This window comes from Cupriavidus yeoncheonensis (genome assembly GCF_905397275.1).
In the GTDB taxonomy this organism is placed as follows: domain Bacteria; phylum Pseudomonadota; class Gammaproteobacteria; order Burkholderiales; family Burkholderiaceae; genus Cupriavidus; species Cupriavidus yeoncheonensis.
Map to the genome: position 1 here is coordinate 93884 of NZ_CAJPUY010000011.1, position 23690 is coordinate 117573.

Annotated in this window: 17 protein-coding genes; 10 read left to right on the plus strand and 7 right to left on the minus strand. The window is 64.1% G+C overall.

Annotated elements, in window-relative coordinates; translation table 11 throughout:
* Positions 1-13: 13 nt before the first annotated feature.
* Both KHO22_RS16535 and KHO22_RS16540 read right to left on the minus strand, forming a co-directional pair.
* Positions 14-1615, minus strand: coding sequence for a peptide chain release factor 3 (locus KHO22_RS16535; RefSeq protein ID WP_211948237.1), 1602 nt, complete (start codon positions 1613-1615; stop codon positions 14-16).
* Positions 1616-1737: 122 nt separating this feature from the next.
* Positions 1738-2739, minus strand: coding sequence for a YihY/virulence factor BrkB family protein (locus KHO22_RS16540; RefSeq protein ID WP_230426899.1), 1002 nt, complete (start codon positions 2737-2739; stop codon positions 1738-1740).
* A 230-nt stretch (positions 2740-2969) separates the two neighbouring features.
* Here KHO22_RS16540 and KHO22_RS16545 point away from each other — a divergent pair, with 230 nt between their 5' ends.
* A complete protein-coding gene (locus KHO22_RS16545) occupies positions 2970-3143 on the plus strand; it encodes a hypothetical protein (protein WP_211948359.1) in 174 nt (57 codons plus the stop codon).
* A 708-nt stretch (positions 3144-3851) separates the two neighbouring features.
* Positions 3852-4250 (plus strand): hypothetical protein, encoded by a 399-nt coding sequence (locus KHO22_RS16550; RefSeq protein ID WP_211948238.1) that lies wholly within the window; start codon positions 3852-3854, stop codon positions 4248-4250.
* A gap of 120 nt (positions 4251-4370) precedes the next feature.
* Here KHO22_RS16550 and KHO22_RS16555 read toward each other — a convergent pair whose 3' ends face one another.
* From KHO22_RS16555 to KHO22_RS16565, 3 genes are all read right to left on the minus strand, one after another.
* Positions 4371-5741, minus strand: coding sequence for a sigma-54-dependent transcriptional regulator (locus KHO22_RS16555; protein WP_211948239.1), 1371 nt, complete (start codon positions 5739-5741; stop codon positions 4371-4373).
* A 101-nt stretch (positions 5742-5842) separates the two neighbouring features.
* On the minus strand, positions 5843-6304 hold the full coding sequence (locus KHO22_RS16560; RefSeq protein WP_211948240.1) for a hypothetical protein: 462 nt from the start codon (positions 6302-6304) through the stop codon (positions 5843-5845).
* 532 nt (positions 6305-6836) lie between these two features.
* Positions 6837-8195, minus strand: coding sequence for an NCS2 family permease (locus tag KHO22_RS16565; protein ID WP_211948241.1), 1359 nt, complete (start codon positions 8193-8195; stop codon positions 6837-6839).
* Positions 8196-8608: 413 nt separating this feature from the next.
* On the opposite strand from KHO22_RS16565, the gene KHO22_RS16570 reads away from it, so the two are divergent.
* Together KHO22_RS16570 and KHO22_RS16575 are read left to right on the plus strand one after the other, a co-directional pair.
* Positions 8609-8812 (plus strand): cold-shock protein, encoded by a 204-nt coding sequence (locus KHO22_RS16570; RefSeq protein WP_006159057.1) that lies wholly within the window; start codon positions 8609-8611, stop codon positions 8810-8812.
* 1527 nt (positions 8813-10339) lie between these two features.
* Complete coding sequence (locus tag KHO22_RS16575; protein ID WP_211948242.1) at positions 10340-11434, plus strand: replication protein RepA; 1095 nt, start codon at positions 10340-10342, stop codon at positions 11432-11434.
* Positions 11435-11526: 92 nt separating this feature from the next.
* Here the strand turns inward: KHO22_RS16575 and KHO22_RS16580 are convergent, their stop codons facing one another.
* Positions 11527-11730, minus strand: coding sequence for a cold-shock protein (locus tag KHO22_RS16580; protein ID WP_042880443.1), 204 nt, complete (start codon positions 11728-11730; stop codon positions 11527-11529).
* 377 nt (positions 11731-12107) lie between these two features.
* Between KHO22_RS16580 and KHO22_RS16585 the strand changes: the two genes are divergently transcribed.
* Positions 12108-12767, plus strand: coding sequence for an AAA family ATPase (locus KHO22_RS16585; protein ID WP_211948351.1), 660 nt, complete (start codon positions 12108-12110; stop codon positions 12765-12767).
* A gap of 3 nt (positions 12768-12770) precedes the next feature.
* Positions 12771-13781 carry a ParB/RepB/Spo0J family partition protein gene (locus tag KHO22_RS16590; RefSeq protein ID WP_211948243.1) on the plus strand — a complete coding sequence of 337 codons (1011 nt, stop codon included), beginning with the start codon at positions 12771-12773 and terminating at the stop codon, positions 13779-13781.
* 64 nt (positions 13782-13845) lie between these two features.
* On the opposite strand, the gene KHO22_RS16595 is transcribed toward KHO22_RS16590, so the two are convergent.
* The gene (locus tag KHO22_RS16595; protein WP_211948244.1) at positions 13846-15408 is read right to left on the minus strand and encodes a phage integrase family protein; all 1563 of its coding nucleotides are present in this window, start codon (positions 15406-15408) and stop codon (positions 13846-13848) included.
* Between the two features lie 599 nt (positions 15409-16007).
* Here KHO22_RS16595 and KHO22_RS16600 point away from each other — a divergent pair.
* From KHO22_RS16600 to KHO22_RS16615, 4 genes are all read left to right on the plus strand, one after another.
* Positions 16008-19211: a response regulator gene (locus tag KHO22_RS16600; RefSeq protein ID WP_211948245.1), complete on the plus strand. Its 3204-nt coding sequence runs from the start codon at positions 16008-16010 to the stop codon at positions 19209-19211.
* On the plus strand, positions 19204-20427 hold the full coding sequence (locus KHO22_RS16605; protein WP_211948246.1) for an RtcB family protein: 1224 nt from the start codon (positions 19204-19206) through the stop codon (positions 20425-20427). Before KHO22_RS16600 ends, KHO22_RS16605 begins: the two co-directional genes overlap by 8 nt.
* A gap of 407 nt (positions 20428-20834) precedes the next feature.
* On the plus strand, positions 20835-22040 hold the full coding sequence (locus tag KHO22_RS16610) for a benzoate/H(+) symporter BenE family transporter (protein WP_211948247.1): 1206 nt from the start codon (positions 20835-20837) through the stop codon (positions 22038-22040).
* Between the two features lie 580 nt (positions 22041-22620).
* A complete protein-coding gene (locus tag KHO22_RS16615) occupies positions 22621-23487 on the plus strand; it encodes a helix-turn-helix transcriptional regulator (protein WP_211948248.1) in 867 nt (288 codons plus the stop codon).
* Positions 23488-23690: the final 203 nt, after the last annotated feature.

Here is a 23690-nt window from a genome sequence, read left to right on the forward strand (position 1 = left end):
GAACGGGCTGACGTCAGACGATCTCTCGCGTTTCCAGGAACTGCACGTTGGGGAACTTCTCCTGCGTGAGCCGCAGGTTGACCATGCTGGGTGCCAGGTAGACGTGATCGCCGGCGCCATCGAGCGCCACATTGTGGCCGGCCTTGGCAATCAGCTTCTCGATCTCGCCCGGCTCGCCCCTGAGCCAGCGCGCGGTCGCGCATTCGTGCGATTCGAAGATGGCGTCGACACCGTACTCATGCTCGAGCCGGTGCGCCACCACGTCGAACTGCAGGATACCCACCGCGCCCAGCACGAGGTCGTTGGACACCAGCGGGCGGAACATCTGCGTAGCGCCCTCTTCGGCCAGCTGCTGCAAACCCTTCTGCAGCTGCTTGACCTTGAGCGGGTTGTTCAGCCGCGCGCGGCGGAAGAATTCCGGTGCGAACGACGGGATGCCCGTGAACTTGAGCGGCTCGCCTTCGGTAAAGACATCGCCCAGGCGGATGGTGCCGTGGTTGGGCACGCCGATGATGTCGCCCGCGTAGGCCTCTTCCGTCGTGTTGCGGTCCTGCGCCATGAAGGTGATGGCGTTGTTGATCGCCACGGTCTTGCCCTGCGCTACGTGCAGCAGCTTCATGCCGCGCTCGAAGCGGCCCGAGCATACGCGCACGAAGGCAATGCGGTCGCGGTGGCGCGGGTCCATATTGGCCTGGATCTTGAACACGAAGCCGGTGAACTTGGCTTCCTGTGGTTCCACCACGCGCGTTTCGGTCTGGCGCGCGAGCGGCGGCGGCGACAGTTGGCACAGCGCATCGAGCAGCGACTGCACGCCGAAGTTGTTGATCGCCGAACCGAAGTAAACCGGCGTCTGCTTGCCCGCGAGGAATGCGTCCTTGTCGAAGGTGTGCGAAGCGCCGCGCACCAGTTCGATCTCGAGCCGCAGCTCATCCGCCTGGCTGCCCAGGATGCGGTCCAGTTCCGGGTTATCGAGCCCGTCGAGAATCGCAGCGGTGCCCTTGTCGCCGTGCGGGTCGAACAGCTGCACCTTGTCGTCGATCAGGTGGTACACGCCGCGGAACGCCTTGCCCATGCCGATCGGCCAGGTCATGGGCGCGCACTGGATCTGCAGCACGTCCTCGATCTCGTCGAGCAGCTCGATCGGCGAGCGGCCTTCGCGGTCGAGCTTGTTGATGAAGGTGAGGATAGGCGTCGCACGCAGGCGGCAGACATTGAGCAGCTTGATGGTCTGCGCTTCCACGCCGTTGACCGAGTCGATCACCATCACGGCCGAGTCGACCGCGGTCAGCGTGCGGTAGGTATCTTCGGAAAAGTCCTCGTGGCCCGGCGTGTCGAGCAGGTTGACGATGTTCTCTTCGGCCTTGCCGTCGGCAGCTTCGCGGCGGTACGGGAACTGCATCACCGACGAGGTCACGGAAATGCCGCGCTGCTTCTCCAGCTCCATCCAGTCCGATGTGGCGTGGCGGTCGGCCTTGCGCGCGCGCACCTCGCCGGCCACCTGGATCGCGCCGCCGAACCACAGCAGCTTCTCGGTCAGCGTGGTCTTACCCGCGTCAGGGTGGGAAATGATGGCAAAGGTGCGACGACGCGCAATTTCGGAAACGAGCGAGCTCACGGCAGCGGATAGGATCGGGAGGATTGCAGGGCCCGGCATGCGGGGGCCGGCCGGGCAACAGCGAGGACCGCACGCGGGCGGTCGGGCCGGCACTGCGGGCACGCACGAAAGGGAATGGGGCGCTATTTTACCGGTTCGCCGCCCTGCCCGGGAAACGCCTCCGCCTGCTGGCCGCGCAAGCTGCCGAACTGCAGCGCGTACTGGCGCGTGAGTTCGGCGCCGAAAAAGAAAATCTGTGCGGAGTAATACACCCAGAGCATGAGCGCGACGACCGAACCCGCGGCGCCGTACGAAGACGCCACCGCGCTGTTACCCAGGTAAATGCCGATCACGCGCTTGCCGACCGAGAACAGCAGCGCGGTGATGATCGCGCCCATGCTGACGTCGCGCCAGGCAATGCGTGCATTGGGCAGCATCTTGAAGATCACGGCGAACAGCGCCGTCACCACGGCGAACGAAAACCCCGTGGAGAGCACGTCCGCCACCGGCGCGAACCAGGACTGCGTCCACAACTGTCCCCAGAAGCGATCCACCACGGCCAGCGCGGCGTTCACGATCAGCGATACGAGCAGCATCAACGCCAGCACCAGCACCAGGCTGAACGACAGCAGGCGCGAGCGCAGCAACTGCTGCCAGCCCGCGGTGGACGGCACGGGCACATGCCAGATATCGTCCAGGCTGCTCTTGAGTTCGGCAAAGGCACTGGTCGCGCCGACAAAGAGGATGCCGGTGGCGATCATGGCGGCCAGGCCGCTGCCGCCGGCACGATGCGTGGCGGCCAGGATGCCCTGGATCGCGCTGGCGCCCTGCTCGCCGACCAGGCTTTGAAGCTGCTCGAAGATCTCGCCGCGCGCCGCCTCGGCGCCGAAGAACAGGCCCGCAATCGAGATCACCAGCACCAGGACCGGAGCCAGCGAAAACAGCATATAGAAGGACAGCGCGGCGCCCTTGCTGGCCGCGCGGTGGGCGAACCAGGACTGCACGGCGGCCGTGACCACGCGGACCGTGCGCTCGCCGGTGTGGCGGTCCGGCAGGTAGCGCCGAAGGCCCGGGGACGGACGGGATGGATGATCGCCAGGGGGGCGATTCTGGTTGTCCGGCAGGTTATGTTCTTCGGCAGCCATGCTCGGGAAACCTTCGCAGCACTACGGACAGAACGCAGCGTCCGCGGCAATGCCTTGTGCCTGGCGCAGCGGACGCGGCACCTGCGTTCATGATACTGCGCATCGGCGCGCTTTACCGAGCCTGGGGGCCGTGCCCGGCAGTGCGGGGCCAACCTGCTACAGTAAGATCAGGCACGCCTGCCAGCGCCTGCGACGCGACCTGCACCGCAAGGACTGCGAAAGGAGGCACAGTGATCCACAACATCCCGGCGCGGACCCTGACCGCCATGCTGCTGCTCGGACTGAGCCTGCTGGCCGGCGGCTGCGAGCGCAGCCAGCCCGGCCCCAAGCCGATTTCGGGCACTCCGGCGAGCGGTGCAGGCCAGTCTCCGCCCCCGGCGCAACCCTCGTCCCCGGCACGCTGAGGTGCCTGCCCGGATAGTCCCGCAGGACATCTGGCGTACCCGTTTCTGCGTGCCCGACCCCGGCAGTGTGCAAGTGACACCGACACTGCCCCTGTATCAGCGCTGCAACCGCGCCGGAATCGCCGGGCTGCGGGCCTGCCGCGGTGTAATCCCGCGCGGGGCGGGGATCACGGCATGTGAATCCTGTGCACGCGGGCCGTGACTGCGCGCGACGCGGGATGCCGGCGTTGCAGCGGCGTAACCGATTTGTCGTTAGCCGCGGCGCGAGTCGGCCAAGAACCCGCCGTGCCTACCTGACAGCCGCATAAAACAAGCGTTTGCGGCCATTGGCACACTTGTCGCTCTCTGCCTGACAGGGAGACGTAAAAGCCATAGGGTAGTGACTTACAGAATGCAGGAGGAGCCCCAGCCATGCGTCATCCGCCAGCACGCATGACGGCACGCCGACGCTCGCACCGGTTGGCAGGACCGCCACCGTCCGTCATCGACCTGTTGTCGGCGCCGTTGCTGCCGTATCCGCGTTTGCCCGTGCAGCCCGTATCGCCTTGCGCGCTATGGAGCCGGGCGCTCGCGATTTTGGCGTACCGGCGCCGGACGGGACACTAGACCTGGGCCACGGCGCACCGCCAGGGAAGCGCCGCAAGCCAGCAGGAACTTGTGCTCCGTCCCCCGGCGGGCACTTTTTTCCACCCAAGGGAGGAGCCACCCATGAAAGCCGGATGCCTTGCCGCCGCCCTGGCTCTGTTCTCGACCGGCGCCGCCGCGGCCAGCTATGCCTATTTCGACCGGCCCGACAATGCCAGCGCCAATTCACATGCCGCCGTCAGCAACGATATCTATGTGCGCGGCTTTGGGTGGGCGTGGGGCGATCTGCAGTTCAAGCAGGACCCGGGCGCCGCGACGCCGAGTGAGCGGCAGGCACGTGACGGCCTGGACCGCCGCGACGCAGCGCCCGGCCGCCACAACAACGGCGGCGGCAATGCCCAGCCGCGCAATACGCGCGGCAAGATCAGCATGAACCTGGCTGCCACGCCGGCGGCCGGGACAGACGACACGGCCGGGCCGGGCCGCAAGCCTCCCGTGCCGGTCACCACCGTTGTGCGCTGACGTGCCGCAAGGCATGGGGAAAGGGGAACCGGCGAGCGGACGTCGCCAGTTCCCCTTTCCCTGGAGCGCCTGAGGTGCGCGAGTCTTGCCTCGCGAACTGCAGCGCGATGGGTTCTTTTGCTACTCGCCTGCGGTCGGCTGCGTTTCCACGCGGATGTTGTGCTTGTGCATGAGCCGGTACAGCGTCACGCGCGACACGTTCAGCTCGCGCGCGGCAGGCACGACGTGGAAGCCGTGACTGGCCATGACGCTGCGGATCGCCTCGCGTTCGGCTTCTTCGCGAATGGCATCGAGCGTCTTGCGCGGCAACTCCGTTCCGCCGTGCAGCTGCAAGTCGTCCGCCGTGATCTTGCGGTTGTCGGTCATGACGATCGCACGCCGCACCCGGTTGATCAGCTCGCGCACATTGCCCGGCCAGGCGTACTGCATCATCGCCTGCGTGGCGCATGCGGAGAATCCGCGGATACGCCGGTGGGCCTCGTGGCCGTGCTCGGTCAGCACGGCATTGGCCAGCAGCAGGATGTCCTCGCCACGCTCGCGCAGCGCCGGAATGGTCAGCGTGAGCACGCACAGCCGGTGGAACAGGTCCGAGCGGAAGCGGCCGTCGGCCTGCGCCGCCACCAGATCCACGTGCGTGGCCGAGATGATGCGCAGGTCCAGCGGAATGGACTGGTGTCCGCCCAGCCGGGTGATGGTGCCCTGCTGCAGGAAGCGCAACAGCGCCACCTGGCTTTCGAGCGGCAGGTCGCCGATTTCATCGAGGAACAACGTGCCGCCCTGCGCCTGCTCGATCCAGCCGATCTTGCGCTGGTTCGCACCGGTGAAGGCACCCTTCTCGTAGCCGAACAGCTCCGACTGCACCAGGTGCGACGGAATGGCACCACAGTTGATCGCGACAAAGGGCCCCTTGCGCCGGCTCGAGGCTTCGTGGATCGCCTGGGCAGCGAGTTCCTTGCCCGTGCCCGACTCGCCCGAGATGAATACCGGCGCTTCGTTGTGCGCGACTTTTGCCAGTGAACGGAACATCGCACGCATGGGCGCGCATTCCCCGATCATCGCGCCGTGCGGCGCCATCTCGGTGGTGCGACCGTGATGCAGGCAGGCCATGCCGTGTGCGTGCTTGAGTGTGTACAGCAGCTCGTCATGCGAGAACGGCGTACGCACGTAGTCGACGCAGTAGTCGCGGATCAGGAGGCGCACGCGCGGGTCCGCCAGCCGCGCGTCGGTGGTGATCGCCACCCACGTCACGTGCTGGTGTTGCAGGCTCTGCTCCAGTTGCGCGAGTTCGGCATCGCTATATTCAGCCTGCAGGTCGATCACGCCCGCCATGGGCGCGCTCCCGCGCACGACACGCTCCAGGTCGCGCACCTGCTGGATGCGGCGCACGTCCCAGCCCGGCCCAAACTGGGCAGGGGTAAAACCAAAATCCTCATGACGCGACACGACCACGACCTGCGCAGCGCGTGCCGGCGCCTTGCACAGTCGGTCCATAACGATCTCCCGGACGTTGGGCTTATTGTTCATCCCGGCTTCCCGGCGCATCAACTCCGGCCCTCCCGGCCGGTGCGCACGCCGCGGACTCGACGTCGGTATCACGAACTGGACTGACTATGCGTTGGCTCGCCCATGACAGCGAGAGCATCGCTGCCCAGGTGCAGTTTCTCCTGGAGACGGCGGCGGACTGCATCGCGCTCGCGCATCAACTCGACGCGCGGCGCCTCGGGCGTCTGCCCGGAATACTGGTAGTACAGGGCCTTGTAGGTCTGCTGGCTCAGGATCCATTCCTGCAGCAGTTCGCGCTGGCGGACAAGCTCGGCCTCAAGCAGCCGATGTCGCCGCAGCAGGTTCTCGATGGCCTGGCGCGCGGTCGAGGACAAAGCGCCTTCCTCGAGCAGCGCGGTCACGTCGGACACCGCCGCACCGTCATGGCGGATCGCGCGGGTCGCTGAATCACCTGTGGCTTCTCCCAGTACGGCCCAGGTGCGATGCATAGAACGATTGGCGGACTCGCTGATGGGCCCGATGGCGGGTCGCCGGATTTCTCCTGCGGTCATGATCTGATCCCCGTTGTACAACACCCCCGGCACTACACGTTCGCGTTTACCACTCTTCTGTCTTGAAATTGTTGTTTGTCTGGCGCACGTCTGTCCGCGCGCTCTGTCTTCGTGGTGGCGATGCCGTATTGGAATACGGTCTGATCGGATGTGTCCCACGACGGGCGGACTTGCCGAAGTTGTATCACGGCGCTCGTCGGCGCCTTGCCCGGATGAACCGGAGTCGAGAAGGGGCGCGTCACGCGCCCCCCGTTTGCCACGCCTCTAGTTCAGTGCATTTGCAGCGGTTTGTCCAGCCCCGAGTGGGGGATGTCCGACCAAACTCATGCTGGACTCATCCTTTGGGATGAAGCGCGTATGAAGCGTCTCACCCGCCTCATCTTTCGCGGCGACACGCTTCTGCTGCAATTTGCCATATCGTGGCTGCCCCGCAGAAACGGGTACGCTTGGTCTCGCCATGCACGCAGAAACGGGTACGCCCAGGGCGTCGCAGCGTGCATTGCGGACAGGCAATGGCTGCGGCCGCCCGGTGTCAGTGCCCCGGCAAATAGTAGAACTTGAAGATGAACACGGCTGCGATGATCCACACCATCACCGGCACTTGACGGGCATGCCCGGTCAGCAGCTTGAGCACCGCATAGGTGATGAAGCCGAATGCCACGCCGTTGGCCACTGAGTAGGTAAACGGCATGCCAAGCGCCGTCAGCACGGCAGGAACGACTTCGGTCGCGTCATTCCAGTCGATATCGAGCAGCTCGCGCAGCATCAGGCAGGAGACATAGAGCAGTGCCGGCGCGGTGGCATAGGCGGGAACCGTGCCGGCCAGCGGCGCGATGAAGAGGCAGGCGAGGAACAGGACCGCGACGGTCACGGCGGTGAGGCCGGTGCGCCCGCCGGCCTGCACGCCCGATGCGCTTTCGATATAGGCCGTGGTCGACGACGTGCCCAGGAACGAGCCTGCCATGATGGCGGTGCTGTCTGCCATCAGTGCCTTGTTGAGGCGATCCATGCGGCCGGCCTTGAGCAGGCCGGCGCGATTGGCAACGCCCATCAGCGTGCCAGTGGCATCGAACAGTTCCACCAGGAAGAAGACCAGCACCACGTTGATAATGCCAATCGACAACGCCGCGGACACATCGAGCTTGAACAGCGTCGGGCTGATCGACGGCGGCGCGGAAAACACGCCGTGGAATGTATTGCCCGCGAAGAGAAAGCTCAGCACCGTGGTCAGCAAGATGCCGATCAGGATGGCGCCCTTCACCTTTAGCTGGTCCAGCGCAACGATGACGAAGAAGCCGACGATCGCGAGAACAGCGGACGGCTGGTGCAGGTCACCGATGGTGACGAGCGTGGCCGGACTGGCCGTGACGATGCCCGCGTTCTTCAGCGCGACGATTGCCAGGAACAGGCCAATGCCGGCCGTGATCGCTACGCGAATCGAATGCGGAATGCCATTGACGATCATCTCGCGCACGCGGAACAGCGTCACCAGCAGGAACAGGCAGCCGGAGATGAACACGGCGCCCAGCGCGGCTTGCCACGCGAAGCCCATGCCCTTCACCACCGTATACGCGAAGTAGGCATTCAAGCCCATGCCGGGCGCCATGGCGATCGGATAGTTGGCGTAGAAGCCCATGATCAGCGTGCCGATCGCGGCAGCCACACAGGTGGCCACAAAGACCGCATCCTTGGGCATGCCGGCATCCCCGAGGATCGAGGGGTTCACGAAAATGATGTACGCCATCGTGAGGAATGTGGTCATCCCCGCCAGGACTTCCGTGCGCACATCGGTCTGGTGTTCGGACAGCCTGAAGATCCGCTCGAACAGAGAGAGCGCGGGCTGGCTTGCGGCTGGGCCGCCCGCCTTGGAAGCGGGTTCCGGTATCGACATCAAGGGTCTCCTGAAAGGCTATCGTTATGGCATCGGCCTGCTGCTTGCGCAGCGGGCGCAGGACCGAAGTCCCGGCGGCCATGACAAAGGCGAGCCCGGCGCGCAGGTTACGGCAAACGTACTCTGGTACAGATTTGCCGCTCACGTGCCTGCGCCGACGCATGAACGATATGCAAAGGGCGTGATGATCCCACAGCGCCGGAATGTGATGCCAGCCCCGACTACGGGCCATCCCGGGCTTGACGGTAGCATCGAACCCCCGTATAAATCGCACTAGATTCAAGCGACGAGGCAACAGTTCATTCGTTAGCCACCGTCTGGTACTTCGGTTGTCCATGGTGTCCTTTCCTTGAGTTCCGTGTAGAGTGGCGTATAAGCCATTCTTTTATTTTATTTTTTCTGGAAAGCAAATCATGCAAACCGGTATCGTTAAATGGTTCAACGACGCCAAGGGCTTCGGCTTCATCAAGCCGGACGCAGGCGGTGACGACCTCTTCGCCCACTTCTCGGAAATCCGCTCGGACGGTTTCAAGTCGCTGCAGGAAAACCAACGCGTTTCGTTCGAAGTCAAGAACGGCCCGAAGGGTCTGCAAGCCGCGAACATCACCCCGCTGTAAGCTGGCACGCGGCGCGTCATACGCGCCACGACAAGAAACCCGCCCCAGAGGCGGGTTTTTTTGTGCCCGGCGCCGGCGCATACCACTGCCGGCGCCTTTCTCGCTCCCCTTCCTAGGCCCATATTGGCCAGACCTTCCCCTGCTCTGGCGCATTAGTCCGCGGAGAGGTCCCGCCCGCAGAAACGGGTACGCCCATGGCCGGATCCATTCGTTCCAAACCAGCGCATTGCGCCGCACAACGCGGGAATGGGTACGCCTTGCTGGTCTCTCATCCGCAGAAATAGGTACGCCACGCGCCAGGCTTGATCGCGGACTCTGCATCCTCCTCGCAGAAATGGGTACGCAGGAAGCGGGTTGCGTGGGAGTGCGTTGGGTTCCAGGGCTGCGTAAGCGGTCCGGACTGCCGCTCCCGACCGCATCACAACCGCCCGCAGAAACGGGTACGCCCGATGTTGCAGCGCGGAATTCATCCCTCCAGGAATCCCTGTCAAAGCACCACGCAGAATTGGGTACGCTTTTTCTTGTTTCGCCCTAGACGAAGACGCGCAGAAATGGGTACGGCTGGCAGCTGCGTCGAGTGATGCCGCCATTCCAGGGCGACGTTCAACGGAGCAATCCACGCAGAAACAGGTACGGTTCGGGTTTCCGCCGGCGATCACGTATACGTCGAAATGTGAGCACTAGCTTTTACTGTAAAGCCTATGTATAATAGAAATAGCCGCTGGAGATTCTGATGCAAGCAAGGGATCGTTCGCAGAATCAGGTACGCTAAAGCCCCAACGCGGCAGGCATCAGCGCCGCAGAATTGGGTACGGAAGGGCCGGCACAGTCGAATGCCGTGGGGCGCAGAATCGGGTACGCCGCAGAATTGGGTACGCTGAGGCGCACCGAAGGCTGCTCGGGGTCCGAGCGCAGAATCGGGTACGCTTTATCCCAGGCGGACGCAGAAGCGGGTACGCAAGAGGGCCGAAAGCTGATGGGTATACTTGGAGGCGAACCCATTTCTGCGGGGATAACTCCGTGAAACAGGCTCTCTCGCCCAACAAAGCACCTAAAGCTGCGCTTTCATCGCAGAAACGGGTACGCTAATGTCCCGTCCTTCTGTGGAAAAGCCTGTGGGAACAACAGGTTATCCACGCAGAATCCGGTTCGGCCCTTGCGCTGAAACAGGTTCGGTCTTGCGCAGATTCGGGTTCGGCGCTTCGCAGAATCGAGTACGGTTATGCGCAGAATCTGGTTCGCCGACAGTTAAAATCGGCTTTGAAATCAATGCCCTGACCTCTCCGTATACGGTTTACAAGTAGTTAACCCGTATCTGTATCGTTTACTTGTAGCCAAGGACTGGCCATCCGTGGACAACCCCTGCGGGTTGCCCACCGACCGCCAGCCTGCCATCAACAAGGTAAACACGGGGCCTCAACCCCATCGGCATCCACGTAAACACCGCAGGAACGTATACGTACCCGTTTCTGCGTGACAAGGTTTACGGGTTCGCGTAAAAAGGCGGGTAATCCGAAGCACGCCAATATGCCCATCAAACGCTCCCCGGTCGCCGCGGGGGATCGCTCCGTCCTGAATATGGACGGCGAGCCATCCCGCATCATTGTTCCTGGCAACGAGAACAACCTGGTTCCGTCCGAGAAATTTCAACGTCTGTTCGACGAGGCGCAAGCCATGGAGCGCGAAGACGCGTGGCAAAGCGGCGAAGTCGGCTTTCTCAGTCGGGCCAGCGTGCAGGTGACCCTGCCGTATCGCGCACCCAAGGGCGCGCCTCCGGTGTGGACGCGTACCAGCGGCAATATTTCGCTGATGATCCAACCCGGCTACTTCACGCAGCAGCGTTCGGAGCGCGCGAGCAATGGCCGGCAGAAGCTGGTTTCCGAGACGGTATCGCTGGGCTATCCCTATGGGTCATATCCGCGTCTGATGCTCGCTTGGATCGGCAAGGAAATCATGGCCAAGAAGAAGCGCGGGGAATTCACCGGAACGGTGGAAGACCGTCGCATCTCGCTGGGCAATTCGTTGTCGGAATTCATGTACAACCTCGGCATTCCGATGGCGACGGGCGGCAAGCGCGGCACAATGACGCTGGTCCGACAGCAGATGATCCGCCTGTTCTCGGCGACCATCGCGATCGTCCAGAACAAGTCCATGCCAAGCCAGAACCAGAACAGCAGCCATGAGCCGCTGTCCATCGACCGCGTCGGTTACCTGCTGGCCGACCAGCTGTCGACGTGGTGGGATCCCATGCAACCGGGGCAGGGCTCCATGTTCGAGAGCTTCGTGGTGCTCTCTGAGCCGTTCTTCAACGAATTGGTGAACCGTCCAGTACCGGTCGACATGCGGGCGCTGAAGGCGCTCAAGCAGTCGCCGTTTGCGCTGGACGTTTACTCGTGGCTGACGTACCGCTTCTTTACGATCCAGCGACGCACCGAGATTCCGTGGGAAGCGCTGCAAATGCAGTTCGGCACGGAGACCGAGAGCGAGCGCAAGTTCCGCGCACTGTTCCGCAAGGCCCTCAAGGACGTGCTGGTGGTCTACCCAGGCGCCAAGGTCGACGCGGATTCCTCGAAGGCCCTGATCCTGCAGCCGTCCCGAACCAGCGTGCGCAAGCTGGGCTGATCAACGCGCGGTCAACAAAAAAGGCAAGCGCGAGGCTTGCCTTTTTTGCATTCGGGCGGTGGCCACGCAGCAAGCTGCGTGGCGCACGCTCATCAGGCGGGCTTGATAGCCGATGCCTGCAGACCCTTCGGGCCTTGCTTGACCTCAAAGGTCACGCGTTGACCGTCCTTCAGGGTCTTGAAGCCAGCGCCCTGGATCTCGGAGAAGTGCGCAAACAGATCCGCACCGCCGTCGTCCGGGGTAATGAAGCCAAAGCCCTTAGTTTCGTTGAACCACTTGACCGTACCGGTTGCCATAGGAATTTCCTTTTGAAGCAAGTTCTTTACACCACGCAAACAACCGTTCAAGCACGTTGAATTCTCGTAGATACCGAACGGAAGCCGACGAGGTTGACACGACTTGACTCGACTGTAGGGCGCATCATAACCAGATTTGTCCTGGTCTGTCATGTGCGCCGTAGAGCGCACTACAAATACTTTAGGCGGACTGTCTGCCGCATTTCAAGCAGAAATATCAAACATTGACGGTTTCACGGGTCTCGGTAAATGGAAGGCGATCCTCAGCTTAACTACAAATTTTATAAAAAATTAGAAGCTGGTTGATGCGCCACCTGGATTTGGCTAAAGTGGCGCCTAAAGTTAACCGCGCTTTCAGCGCTGAAAGAGAGGTCCTTGTGGCAGCAAAAATCATCACAGTCTTCAACCAGAAGGGCGGGTGCGGCAAGACTACGGTGAGCATGCATCTGGCCGGAACACTGGGCCTGCGCGGCGCCCGGTCCATGCTTGTCGATATGGACGAACAAGGCACTGCGACACGATGGGCGGCCCAGGCCAGCGATGAGCGCCCGTTCCCGGCCTCGGTGATCGGTTTGGCGCCCTCCGGTGGCGCGATGCACAGGGAAGTTCGCAAATTCGTGAATGACTACGACTATATATTCGTCGACTGTCCGCCAGCCGTGCATTCCGCAGCGCCATCCAGTGCCCTGCTGATTTCCGACCTGGCCATTATTCCCGTGGTCCCGTCGCCGCCTGACTTGTGGGCCGCAGTCGCAGCGAAAACGCTCGCGCAACATGCCCAGGTTCAGAATGAAACGCTGTTGATTCGCGTCATGGCGAACATGGTGCAGCGTCGGGTCTCGATTGCGCGCCAGGCGATCGAGATTCTTGGCGACGATGGGGAGGTTCCGCTTCTGAATTCCATGATCGGTTCACGATCGGCATTCCGGGAGTGCCAGGCAATCGGATGCACCGTCCATGGTGTTGCCGGCGCGCGTGAAGCCGTGCAGGAGGTCGACATGATGGTCGATGAAGTGTTGTCTTTGATTGAGCATTAAGGCATGGCTACAAAACTGAAAAGCCTGAAGGCAGGCATGCTGGCCGGAATGGCGGCGGAAAAGACCCGTAACGATTCCATGGACCGCTTCGCACGGGCGGAAGCGGCAATCTCACAGCATCCGAACGGGCTGTTGCAGGCTCGCATGCAGGAACAGACGACGCCTTTCAGCGCTGAAAGTGCGGAAACCGAGAGTTCTCGCCCCCTGGTCCGGATTCTCCTGTCGCACCTGCATGACAACCCGCTCAATGCGCGCCGCATCTACGACCCCGCCGTCGTGCAGGAGCGCGCAGCGTCGATTGCCACGCACGGGCAGAAGACGCCAGGCCTGGCCGCACCGGATCCGTCGCGTCCTGGTCATTACATCCTGATCGATGGCCACTATCGCAAGCGAGCCCTGGCATCAGCCGGCAAGCTGGAGATGGAGTGCTTTGTCGAAAATGATCTTAGTGATCTGGACTTCTACCGCCTGTCATTCATGCTCAACGAGCAGCGGTCGGACCAGTCGGCACTCGACAACGCGATCGCCTGGCGCCAGTTGCTGGATGAGGGCAAGGTGCAGAAGGAAGAGGATATTTGCGAACTGACCGGCATCTCCGCCGGCACGGTGAACAAGACGCTCGCCTTGCTGCGGCTGCCGGAATCGGTGCTCGGCGTCATGCGCGAACGGCCGAACGCCATCGGCATCGCGGCGGGCTATGAGCTGACGCTCTATTTCAAGCTCGCCGGCGAGGATCGCACGCGAGAACTGGCGACGCGCATCATGACCGATGGCTTGTCCAGCAGAGAAGTGGAATCGATCCGCAAGCATGCGCAGGAAGGCAAGTCGCGCAAGGTGAAGGAAATCAGTCGCCAGTACAAGATTCGTACCGATGCTGGCCAGTTGCTCGGCACCATCAAAGAATGGGACTCTGGCCGGGTCATGCTCGATGTGCAGCTCAGCGACCGCAGCGCGCGCGAGGCGCTGGTCGAAGCACTCAAGACGCGTTTCGGGCTGGACAAGACGCTGCTCTGAAACAAGCTGGCCCCGATGCCGCGCACGGCGAGGGCGGTGTGATGGCCCTCGCCTGTATCCGGCTTCATGCCGCTGCGGACCGAATTTTTCTGGGTGTGAACGCTGGCAGTTCCTTCGGCTGCGTCCCCGCGTAGGTCTTCCACGCCGCCCGCAACAACTGATCGAGACCACTGGCTCCATAGCCAGCAGCGGGGCCCGCCAGGCGCTTCGCGGTGCCACGGCGAGTCGGCGGATAACCGGTTGGGCCCAGGAGCGCCGCGCCAGGAGGAGGGGAGGCCGTCAGGCCCCTCCGTACCCAATGCTTCTGCAATGACGCAAGGGTATCCGGGGCAATGGCGCGGGATCGCGACTTAGCCTCATGCCAACTCAGGCAAGCTTCAAATTCTTTCACTTGCAACGCCTCGCACGGAATGCTGGCAAGCTCGCTGAGCCTGAAGCCATCCCTGACCAGCAGGGCGGCAGCGAGCGCCGCCTGCCACTTCGGTTCGACTTGCCTGCCCAACCAGTCCAGGAATCCGTCGATGTCGCTGCGCGCGAGTCCGCCAGGTCCGTCTGATCCGACCGCGCCAGCGTCGGCCTCTGGCGTTTCGACGATATCGATGCTGCCCTCGAACAGCCCAGCCTTCGACAGCGACTTCAGCATTGCACTGATCACCCGTAGCGCCGCAGCCTGCGAACTGGCGCCCAACGGCCCCTCGAAAGGACGCCAATGCACGCGATCCCGGGGGCTTGCCGGCCCGCACCAGAACGCGGCCGGCTCCGGCGCCCGCAAGAACGCTGCATATCTTTGCAGGGATTCCACGGTGATATCGGTTAGCCGCAGACGCTCTCTCGCGAGCCAGAGGAGCAGTCGTTCGGCTTCCTTTCGGTAGCTGCTTCGCGTATGCGGCGACCTCGGCTTGGCGTCCAGCCATTGCCGCACGAGTTCTAGGTCCGATCTCGCGGTGCCCGAAGTCGGAAGGTCTGACGGCTGCTGTTGCATATGCTCCAGCGGCACCGGATACGCCATTTGTGGACCCAGTGGAAGCGGGATGATGGCGGGGCGCCGCGAGACTTCAGAGGGCGCCACGACATACGCCTCAATAAGTGCCTTATTATCATCTTTTGGCGGTCTGCGCTGCTCAATCATCCATCTTGTAATCACTTCCGCCGACTTTGGGCCAATCCGCGGTACCGCACGCCACCAACTACTACCGCGAGCATTGGCCAGACTGGCAAGATCGGAAATCTTGTGAATGCCGGCCTCGGTGAGACGGCGGGCGAGGCTGGGGCCAAACCACAGCCCGACTTCGTGCCCCGACGCCGGGCGGCCCTGTCCCAGGCCTTCCAGCGAGGAGAGGGCATCGACCCTGCGCGTCATGCCCACGTCGGAGCGACCGCGAAGCGCCTCGAACATCTCGGCGATCTCCGGGCGGTCATGCTGCAGGGCAAACTGGACGAGACGATCCCGCAGCGCCAGGATGCGCGCAATCGCCTGGTTCTCGGTCAGCGCATCGTCATCGTCCGGATCGGACAGATAGCGGTTGGCGATGTCGACCGGCCGCATGCCCTGCGCGTAGGCGCGCACGACGGCGAATTCCGTCCGGGTCAGCTTGGTTGCGGCCGATGCGCCGTGATCTTCACTCATCGCAGGTTCTCACGTAAGTGACTGAACTATAACAACTTTATTCAAAGTGGATTCCGAGCAGGCCACTTTTGCGGCAGCAAAGTCAATGTAAATTATTTTTGTGCGAGTCACCACACTTTATTTGTCCTTTTTGCCGAGCGGACACGCCACTGCAGGGCTTCCCCGTCGGCTCCCCGTGCTTGGGCGCTCGCTCGGATGAGGCTCGCAAAGAGCGAAAGCGTACCCAATTCTGCGTGCCCGAATTGCCCGGCGCCGCGCTCCCCGGGGGCTCTAGCGGCGGCCGGGGAATGCCCGATACCCGTCGCGCGGACGGGCCCGGATAATGCGCTCCGACGCCCCGCTGCCCGCGGGCGACATTGAACCTATCGCCAGTCGCCAGTCGCCAGCCCAGCCCAGCCCAGCCCAGCCCAGCCCAGCCCAGCCCAGCCCGGCGTCGGCTCGGCCCCCGTACCCTGGCCAGCTGATGCCAGCCTCCGCCTCCACGCTCCATTCCCGTGAATCCAATCCATTCCATGCCGGGCCCGGCCCCCCAAGGTCTCAGGCGCCTCTGGCAGCGCGCCGGCAGGTTTGCTGCCCCTGACGTACGCAAGACGGCAGGCATGACCGTTGCCGCCGTGGGGCTCATCCTGCTGCTGAGCATCCATGTCATCGGCACGTTGCACTCCCAGGAACGCAGCCGCGTGGAGGCCGAGCGCCAGGCTGCGCTTCATGCCGTCACGCGCATGATCGGGATGCTGAGGGAGGACAGTGAAACGCGGCTGCGGACGATTATCGAGAACCCGTACCAGATCGAACTGGCACGCCAGATTGCCAAGGCGCCCGACAACCCGATACTGCGCGATCGATATGAGGCGTGGATCACGCCCGTGTTCCGCAGCAGGGGCTTCGAAGGCTACAGCCTGATCTCGCCGACTCGCATGATTGTTGCGGCAAGCAGCCGCGCCTACGTCGGCAAGCCGGTATCGACTGGTGTCGTGATCGAGGCCCTGGAGCGCGCGGAGCACGAGGACTTCGTCGTGACACGGCCGAACCAGTCCCCCATGCCGATCCTCACGCCCGAGGGCGAGCAGCCCGCCGGTACCTTGTTCCAGCAGGTTTGTGCCCGCATCGGCAATGTGGGGGACCCGGTCGGCTTCCTTTGCCTGCGTACCGATCCGCGCGCCCGCCTGTTCGAGATTCTGCGTGTGGGTTGGTCAGGCAAGAGCGGCAAGGCTTATGCCATCGATGCAGCGGGCCGCTTGTTGTCGCCCGGCCTGCCTGGCGGCGATCCGTTGCCGGACGGTGCGGCGAAGCAAGCGGCGCCGTTCGGCCTCTGTGCCAGAGTCCCGGCGCGACCGCGCGGAGGTGGCCCGGCGATGGCCGCGGAGGGAAGCGGAGAACTGACCGCAGTCGCGGCGGCACTGCGGGGCGGCACGGAGGGTGAGACGCGCGTCCTGGACCACTATCTCGACTATCGCGGCCGCCCTGTCATCGGCGTCGGGCACTGGTTCTCCGACAGCGCGATGGGCGTCATTGTCGAACTCGACACGGACGAGGCGTACCGCTCGTTCCATCTGGCGCGCCAGGCGATCGTCGCGCTGACGACGATTGCTGTCTGCCTGATGCTTGCCCTGACGGCGTTGCACTGGCGCAGCCGGCGCGAAATGCGGCAGAACGCCCAGCGGTGGGAGGCGTTCCGCAAGAACGTGCCGGCGGGTCTCGCCTACATGAGCCCCGGCGGCATGGTCGAGATGGCCAACGACACCTATTGCGAACTCGCCGGCCTGCCGCTCAACGACATCCTGGGCAGGAACGCGTGGACGATCTGGCCGGACCGGAGTGTTGCGGGCATCAGCGAGCGCGGCCACGCCGAAGTGCTGCGCACGGGGAAAACTCACGTCGAGGTGTATACAATTGACCAGCGGCCTCACCGTCAACGGGTCTATCGTGTCGCAAAGTTTCCGTTGCGCAGCGAGGATCAGGCCAGGGTCATCGGCGTCGGTACTGTGGTCACCGATATTACCGAGCAGGAGCGCACGCGCAAGGCGCTAGAGAATCTCGCCAGCACGCTCGAATCGAAGGTGGCTGAGCGCACGCGCGAACTGATGGAGGCTCGTGAATCCGCCGAAGCGGCCGCACGGGCCAAGTCGCAGTTCCTCGCGAACATGAGCCACGAGATCCGGACACCGCTGAACGGCATCAGCGGCATGACGCACCTCGCCATGGCGGAGTCGGACGTCGGCAGGCAGGGGCGTTATCTGGCGCGCATCGAAGAGTCGTGCCAGCACCTGCAGCGCATTGTCAATGACATTCTCGACTTCTCCAAGATCGAGGCCGGCATGCTTGCGGTCGATGCCGCGAGCTTCGCGCTGGCGCGCCTGCTGGACCACGTGCTGTCGCTGTTCCGCGAGCAGGCACGCAAAAAGGGCATTGCCTTGTGTACGGAACTGGACTGCGCACTGCCGCTCCATGTGATCGGCGACTCTCAGCGTATCGGCCAGATCCTGATCAACCTGCTTGGCAATGCGCTCAAGTTCACCGATACCGGCCACGTCCGCCTGCGCGTGCACGCGTGCGGTGGCGACGACAACGTCGTGGCCGTGCGCTTCGAGGTCAGCGACACCGGGGTCGGGATACCCGCGGAAGCGCTGCGCGCGCTGTTCAGCCCGTTTCACCAGGCCGACAGTTCGGCGGCGCGGCGCTTCGAGGGCACGGGCCTTGGCCTGGCCATCAGCCAGCGCCTGGCCGAGCTGATGGGCGGTTGCATTGCCGTACAGAGCCAGGTGGGTGTCGGCAGCGTGTTCGCGCTGGAGATCGGCCTGGGCGTACCGAAGCCGGCGACACGGCAATCCGGCATCGCCAGCATGAACACCGCGATCCCGGCGCGTGCCACGGGCCCGGGAACTCCGCGCGATGACGATACGCATCCCGTTGCGCCCGCTGCGGCGCCGCATGAACTGCGCGGGTGCGCGGTGTTGCTGGTGGAAGACAATCCGATCAACCAGGAAGTCGCGCATGCGCTGCTGACGCGGGCAGGCATGCAAGTCACGCTGGCGGACAACGGCGAGCAGGCCCTGCACCTGCTCGCCGAAGGGCGGTTCGACCTCGTGCTGATGGACGTCCAGATGCCGATGCTCGACGGGCTCGAAACGACCCGCCGCATCCGCAGCGATGCGCGGCATGCCTCGCTCCCGGTGGTGGCGTTGACGGCAAGCGCGCTGGAGGCAGACCGCCAGCGATGCCTTGCCGCAGGCATGGACGACTACGTCTCCAAGCCGATCGAGCCATCGCAGCTCTACCAGGTCATGGTGCGCACGCTTGGCCGCGGCAAGGCGGCACTACCGCAAGCCGTCGCGGCGGTCCCGGCCGAGCCTGCGCAGCCGGTCCGCGAGCCCGCGTGCTTCGCATCGCTGCGCGCGATCCGCGGGCTGGATATGGAACGCGCACTTGCCCGCTTGCTGGGGCGCAGCGAAATCTATCTTGGCCTCGTGCACCGCATCCTCACCGAGCGCATGGATTTTCACCGGCATCTGCGTCAGGCGGTCGCCGAAGCCCGGTACCGCGATGCCAGCCTGCTCGCGCATAACATGCAGGGGATCCTGGCCACACTTGGCGCCGCGGAACTGGCGTCCATGCTGCACACGCTGGAGCGCGAGTTGCTCGGCGAGAGACCCGGCGAAGCACAACTGTCGGGGTTCATGCATCGATATGAACTGCTGTTGGCGTCGCTATCGAAGGCGCTTGAGCCAGGCGATGCGGCCGCGCAAACTGAGGGCCTGGTCGAGGTTGCAGAGGCCGCGCATTCAGGAAACGGAAATGAGTGAAACCGACTATCAGCTCATGGAGCTCGCCCACGGCAAGCCCGTGAAAATGTGGACGCAGGGCGTGGCCGTCGAGGAAGACGCGCGCCGCCAGTTGCGCAACACGGCGAGCATGCCCTTCATCTATCGCCATCTGGCGGTGATGCCGGATGTCCATCTGGGCAAAGGCTCGACGATCGGCAGCGTCATCCCGACGCGGGGCGCGATCATCCCGGCAGCGGTCGGTGTCGATATCGGCTGCGGCATGATGGCCGTTCGCACGACGCTCAAGGCTGCCGACCTGCCCGATTCGCTGGCCCGGTTGCGCAGTGCGATCGAGAAGGCCGTGCCGCATGGCCGCGCGCCAGGCCGCCGCGATCCGGGCGCGTGGAGCCAGCGTACCCCGCATCACGTCGACGACGTATGGAAGACGCTCTCGCCTGGCTTCCGGCGCCTGGCGCAGAAGTACCCAAAGCTCGAGCGCACCAACAACTACGTGCACCTGGGCACGCTCGGCACGGGCAACCATTTCATCGAGGTGTGCCTGGACGAGGCCGGCAGCGTCTGGTTCATGCTCCACAGCGGCTCGCGTGGCGTGGGCAATGCGATCGGTTCGCTGTTCATTGAGCTCGCGCAGCAGGACATGCGCCGGCATATCGCGAACCTGCCTGACCGCGACCTTGCGTACTTTGAAGAAGGCAGCCTGCACTTTGACGACTATGTCGAAGCCGTGGGCTGGGCACAGGAGTATGCACGCCGTAATCGCGAAGTGATGATGGCCGCCGTCATTGCGGCCGCGCGCGGCGTGATTCAACAGCCGTTCGGTATCGACGAACATGCGGTGAACTGCCATCACAACTACGTGCAAAAGGAGCGCCACTTCGGCGAGGAGGTGTTCGTGACCCGCAAGGGTGCCGTGTCGGCGCAGAAGGGCCAGCTGGGCATCATCCCCGGATCGATGGGCGCCAAGAGCTTCATCGTGCGCGGCCTTGGCAATCCCGAGAGCTTCTGCTCATGCAGCCATGGCGCCGGCCGCGCGATGAGCCGCACGGAAGCCAGGCGCCGCTTCACGGTGGCCGACCAGGTCAAGGCTACCGCGCACGTCGAATGCCGCAAGGATGCGGCGGTGATCGACGAGATCCCCATGGCCTACAAGGACATCGATGCCGTCATGGCCGCGCAGCGCAGCCTGGTGGAGGTTGTCCACACGCTGCGGCAGGTGGTGTGCGTGAAAGGGTAAGGCAACGGCCGGCAGTTCGCAGGGCTGCCGACCATCAACAGAGCAATGGGCAATGTTGCTGCCTGGCCCCGGGAGCGTCGATCAGGTGGCAAGCCCCGTTTCACCCAGCCCGTTTCATCCAGCACCGATTCAAGCCGATCCTTCAGCAGCCCGAGTAGGCAGAACACGCTGAAGCTCGCCCCCCGCTCGCTCGCATTCCATTTACGACCACCACCATACCTCCCGCGTATCAACCCGATACCCAATCAGTGTTGGACGATCCGCGCGGCATTTGTCTATCCTCGGTTCGCGCCCCCGGCACGAAACGGCAGCGGGATGTGCGCCACAGGGGGCCTGTCGGCTTGTCGGCGTCCCGCAGAAGAAGACCCGGAACGGAGACAAGAAGGACCCCGCGCCTTCACCACCCCATGCAAGAACCCCTCATCTCGTCCGCCCAGAGCCCCGCGGAACGCGCCGGCAGCGCGTGGTCGCTGTCCGCGATCACGGCCGGCTTCCTTGCCGTGCTGATCTCGTATTCCGGCCCGCTGGTGATCTTCTTCCAGGCGGCGCACGCGGCCAGCCTGCCGGCCGGGATGGTCACGTCGTGGGTGTGGGGAATCTCGATCGGCGCGGGCGTGTCGGGTTTGCTGTTGAGCTGGCGGCTCAGGGTGCCGGTCATCACGGCATGGTCCGCGCCCGGGACGGCGCTGCTGGTGACGCTGTTCCCGCAGCTGGGTCTTGCCGACGCAGTGGGCGCCTACGTGAGCGCTGCGGCGATCCTGTTCGTGATCGGGATCTCTGGCAGCTTCGACTGGCTGGTGCAACGGATTCCGCGCGGCATCGCGGCCGGCATGATGGCGGGCATCCTGTTCCAGTTCGGCGCGGGCGCATTCAAGGCCGCCGGAACCATGCCGCTGCTCGCGGGCGTGATGATCGTGACTTACCTCGTGTGCCGGCGCTGGTTGCAGCGCTACTGCATGGTGGTGGTGCTGGCCGTCGGTGTCGCGGTGGCCACGGCGCTGGGGCTCACGCACGCGGGCGATCTCCACCTGGCGCTGGCCAGGCCCGTCTTCACCGCGCCGCACTGGTCGCTCGGCGCGACGCTGAGCCTGGCCATCCCGCTGGTGATCGTCAGTCTCACCGGGCAGTTCCTGCCCGGCATGGCAATCCTGCACCTGTCGGGGTACCGCACGCCGGCGCGGCCCATTCTTGCGGCGACCAGCCTCGCCAGCGCCGCGGTTGCCTGCTTCGGCGGCATCACCATCGTGACGGCAGCCATTACCGCGGCGCTGTGCACGGGGAAGGATGCGCATGAAGATCCCGCGCGCCGCTATGTGGCGGGCATCGCCAATGGCGTGTTCTACCTCGTGGGCGGCACGTTCGCGGGCACCATCGTGCTGCTGTTCGATGCGCTGCCGCACGCCTTTGTCGCGGTCCTTGCCGGGCTGGCGCTGGTCGGCGCCATCATGTCCAACGTGATGGAGGCCATCTCGCAGGACGATCACCGTGAAGCGTCGGTCATCACCTTCCTTGCCACGGCTTCGGGCATGACCCTGTTCGGACTGGGCTCGGCCTTCTGGGGGATCGTTATTGGCAGCGTGGCCTGGCTCATCCTGCACTGGAAACGGCGCTAGGCAGCGGGAGCCTGGCCGGCACTGCAAGTGGCTTTCGCGCGATATCTGACACAAATTCAGGGCACCCCTCTTCAGCGGGGAGCGGCATTCAAGTCCATGTCGCCATACCACCCGATCGGGGGGCGTCAAGCGTGCGGATTTGCCAGCGAAGCATCGCTTTCCACACAGTGCGGGTACTGACGCGCCTGTCGCGCCACATTCAGCCTTTCGCGCTGCGATAGTTAACGGCCCGCGCGCATCATGAATATTGATCATGGGGAAAACCCGCGCGGGTTGGCCCAGTCTTGCTTTCGACAAGACCGTTTCATATGCTTGTTACCAGAGTTACGTTTTCTTACATCTGATTTCAATGGCGTCTAAGAACGCCATCGGGTTGATAAGCGTCGGATAGACGCAAACGGGGCGGTTTGACACCTCCAGGGGAAGGGACCCTCGGCTGGCCGGACGGGCAGGCTGAGGGGGCTGGAGCTCTGTCGGATCGTAGGGAAGATGCATCCCGCAGGATAGCGAGGCATTTTCCGACTGCAAGTGCGGGTTGTCTTTGGGTTCGCGCTTGCCGCTACAAGAAAAGAGAGCGGCCATGGCCACCATCCTCTTGATCGAGCCTCATCCACTGTTGCGCCTGGGGCTGCGCCATCTGCTGGCGCAAGCACATATACCCGGGGACCTGATCGATATCGATCCGCTGGCACCCATTGAATCTGACCTCTGGCTGCATGGTGCCGACCTGCTGGTGTTCGGACTGCCGTCCGACCATGGCAGCGGCTGCCAGCAGCTTGCCGACCTGTGCGAACAACTGCAGCCGCAGCGTGTGCTCGTACTGGCCGAGTCTCCGGCCGCCGCCCTTGCCAGCACCGGGTTGCCCGAGTCCGTGCGCGGCTGCATGCACAAGCACAGCAGCGCCGCGGCGCTGGACGCGGCGGTGCGCCTGGTGCTGGCCGGCGGCGAGTGTTTTCCGTCCCGCATCCAGATGGAAAGCGCGGCCGCTGCCATGATCGATACGGGCGTGCTGTCCGGCGCGGCGGCCTCAGGCGAGGACCGGAACGTCGTGGCGCTGCAACGCGGCCATGGCGTGCTGGCCATCGGGGGGACGGTCCACATCGAGGACGCGGCTCAGCCGGCGCCGCGCACCTTGTCGCTGGCGCATGTGGGCGGCTTCGAAACGCCGTCGGCCGGCGCGCACCTGCTCAATATCACCGAGCGGCAGTACGAGGTGCTCGCACTGCTTGCGCGCGGCTATCCGATCAAGACCGTCAGCCGGATCCTCAACATCTCCGTGGCCACCGCCAAGACGCATGCGTGCACGCTGTACCAGCGGCTGCATGTGCGCAACAAGGGCGAAGCGGTCTACGTCGCGCTGCAGCGTGGCGCCACGCTCAACTGGGCCGGTCCGCCGTCCGCCGGCCAGCCGCAGATCTCCGCGGGCGCGGGCATGGCGGCGGCATAGTCGCAGCCACGCCGTCTCATCCTTCTGGAGAGCCTGGCTCATCCAAAAGCATGAGGCAGCCGCTGCGGCGGGTTGCTACGTTCTAGGTGAAGGCACTGGCATGCACTTGCGCGCGGCGCGTGGCGCGCTCCGCATGCCGTGCCGGGCAGGCGGGGCACACCGTGCCCCGATTCTCCAACGGTGGTATTGCTTCTGCGGCCAGG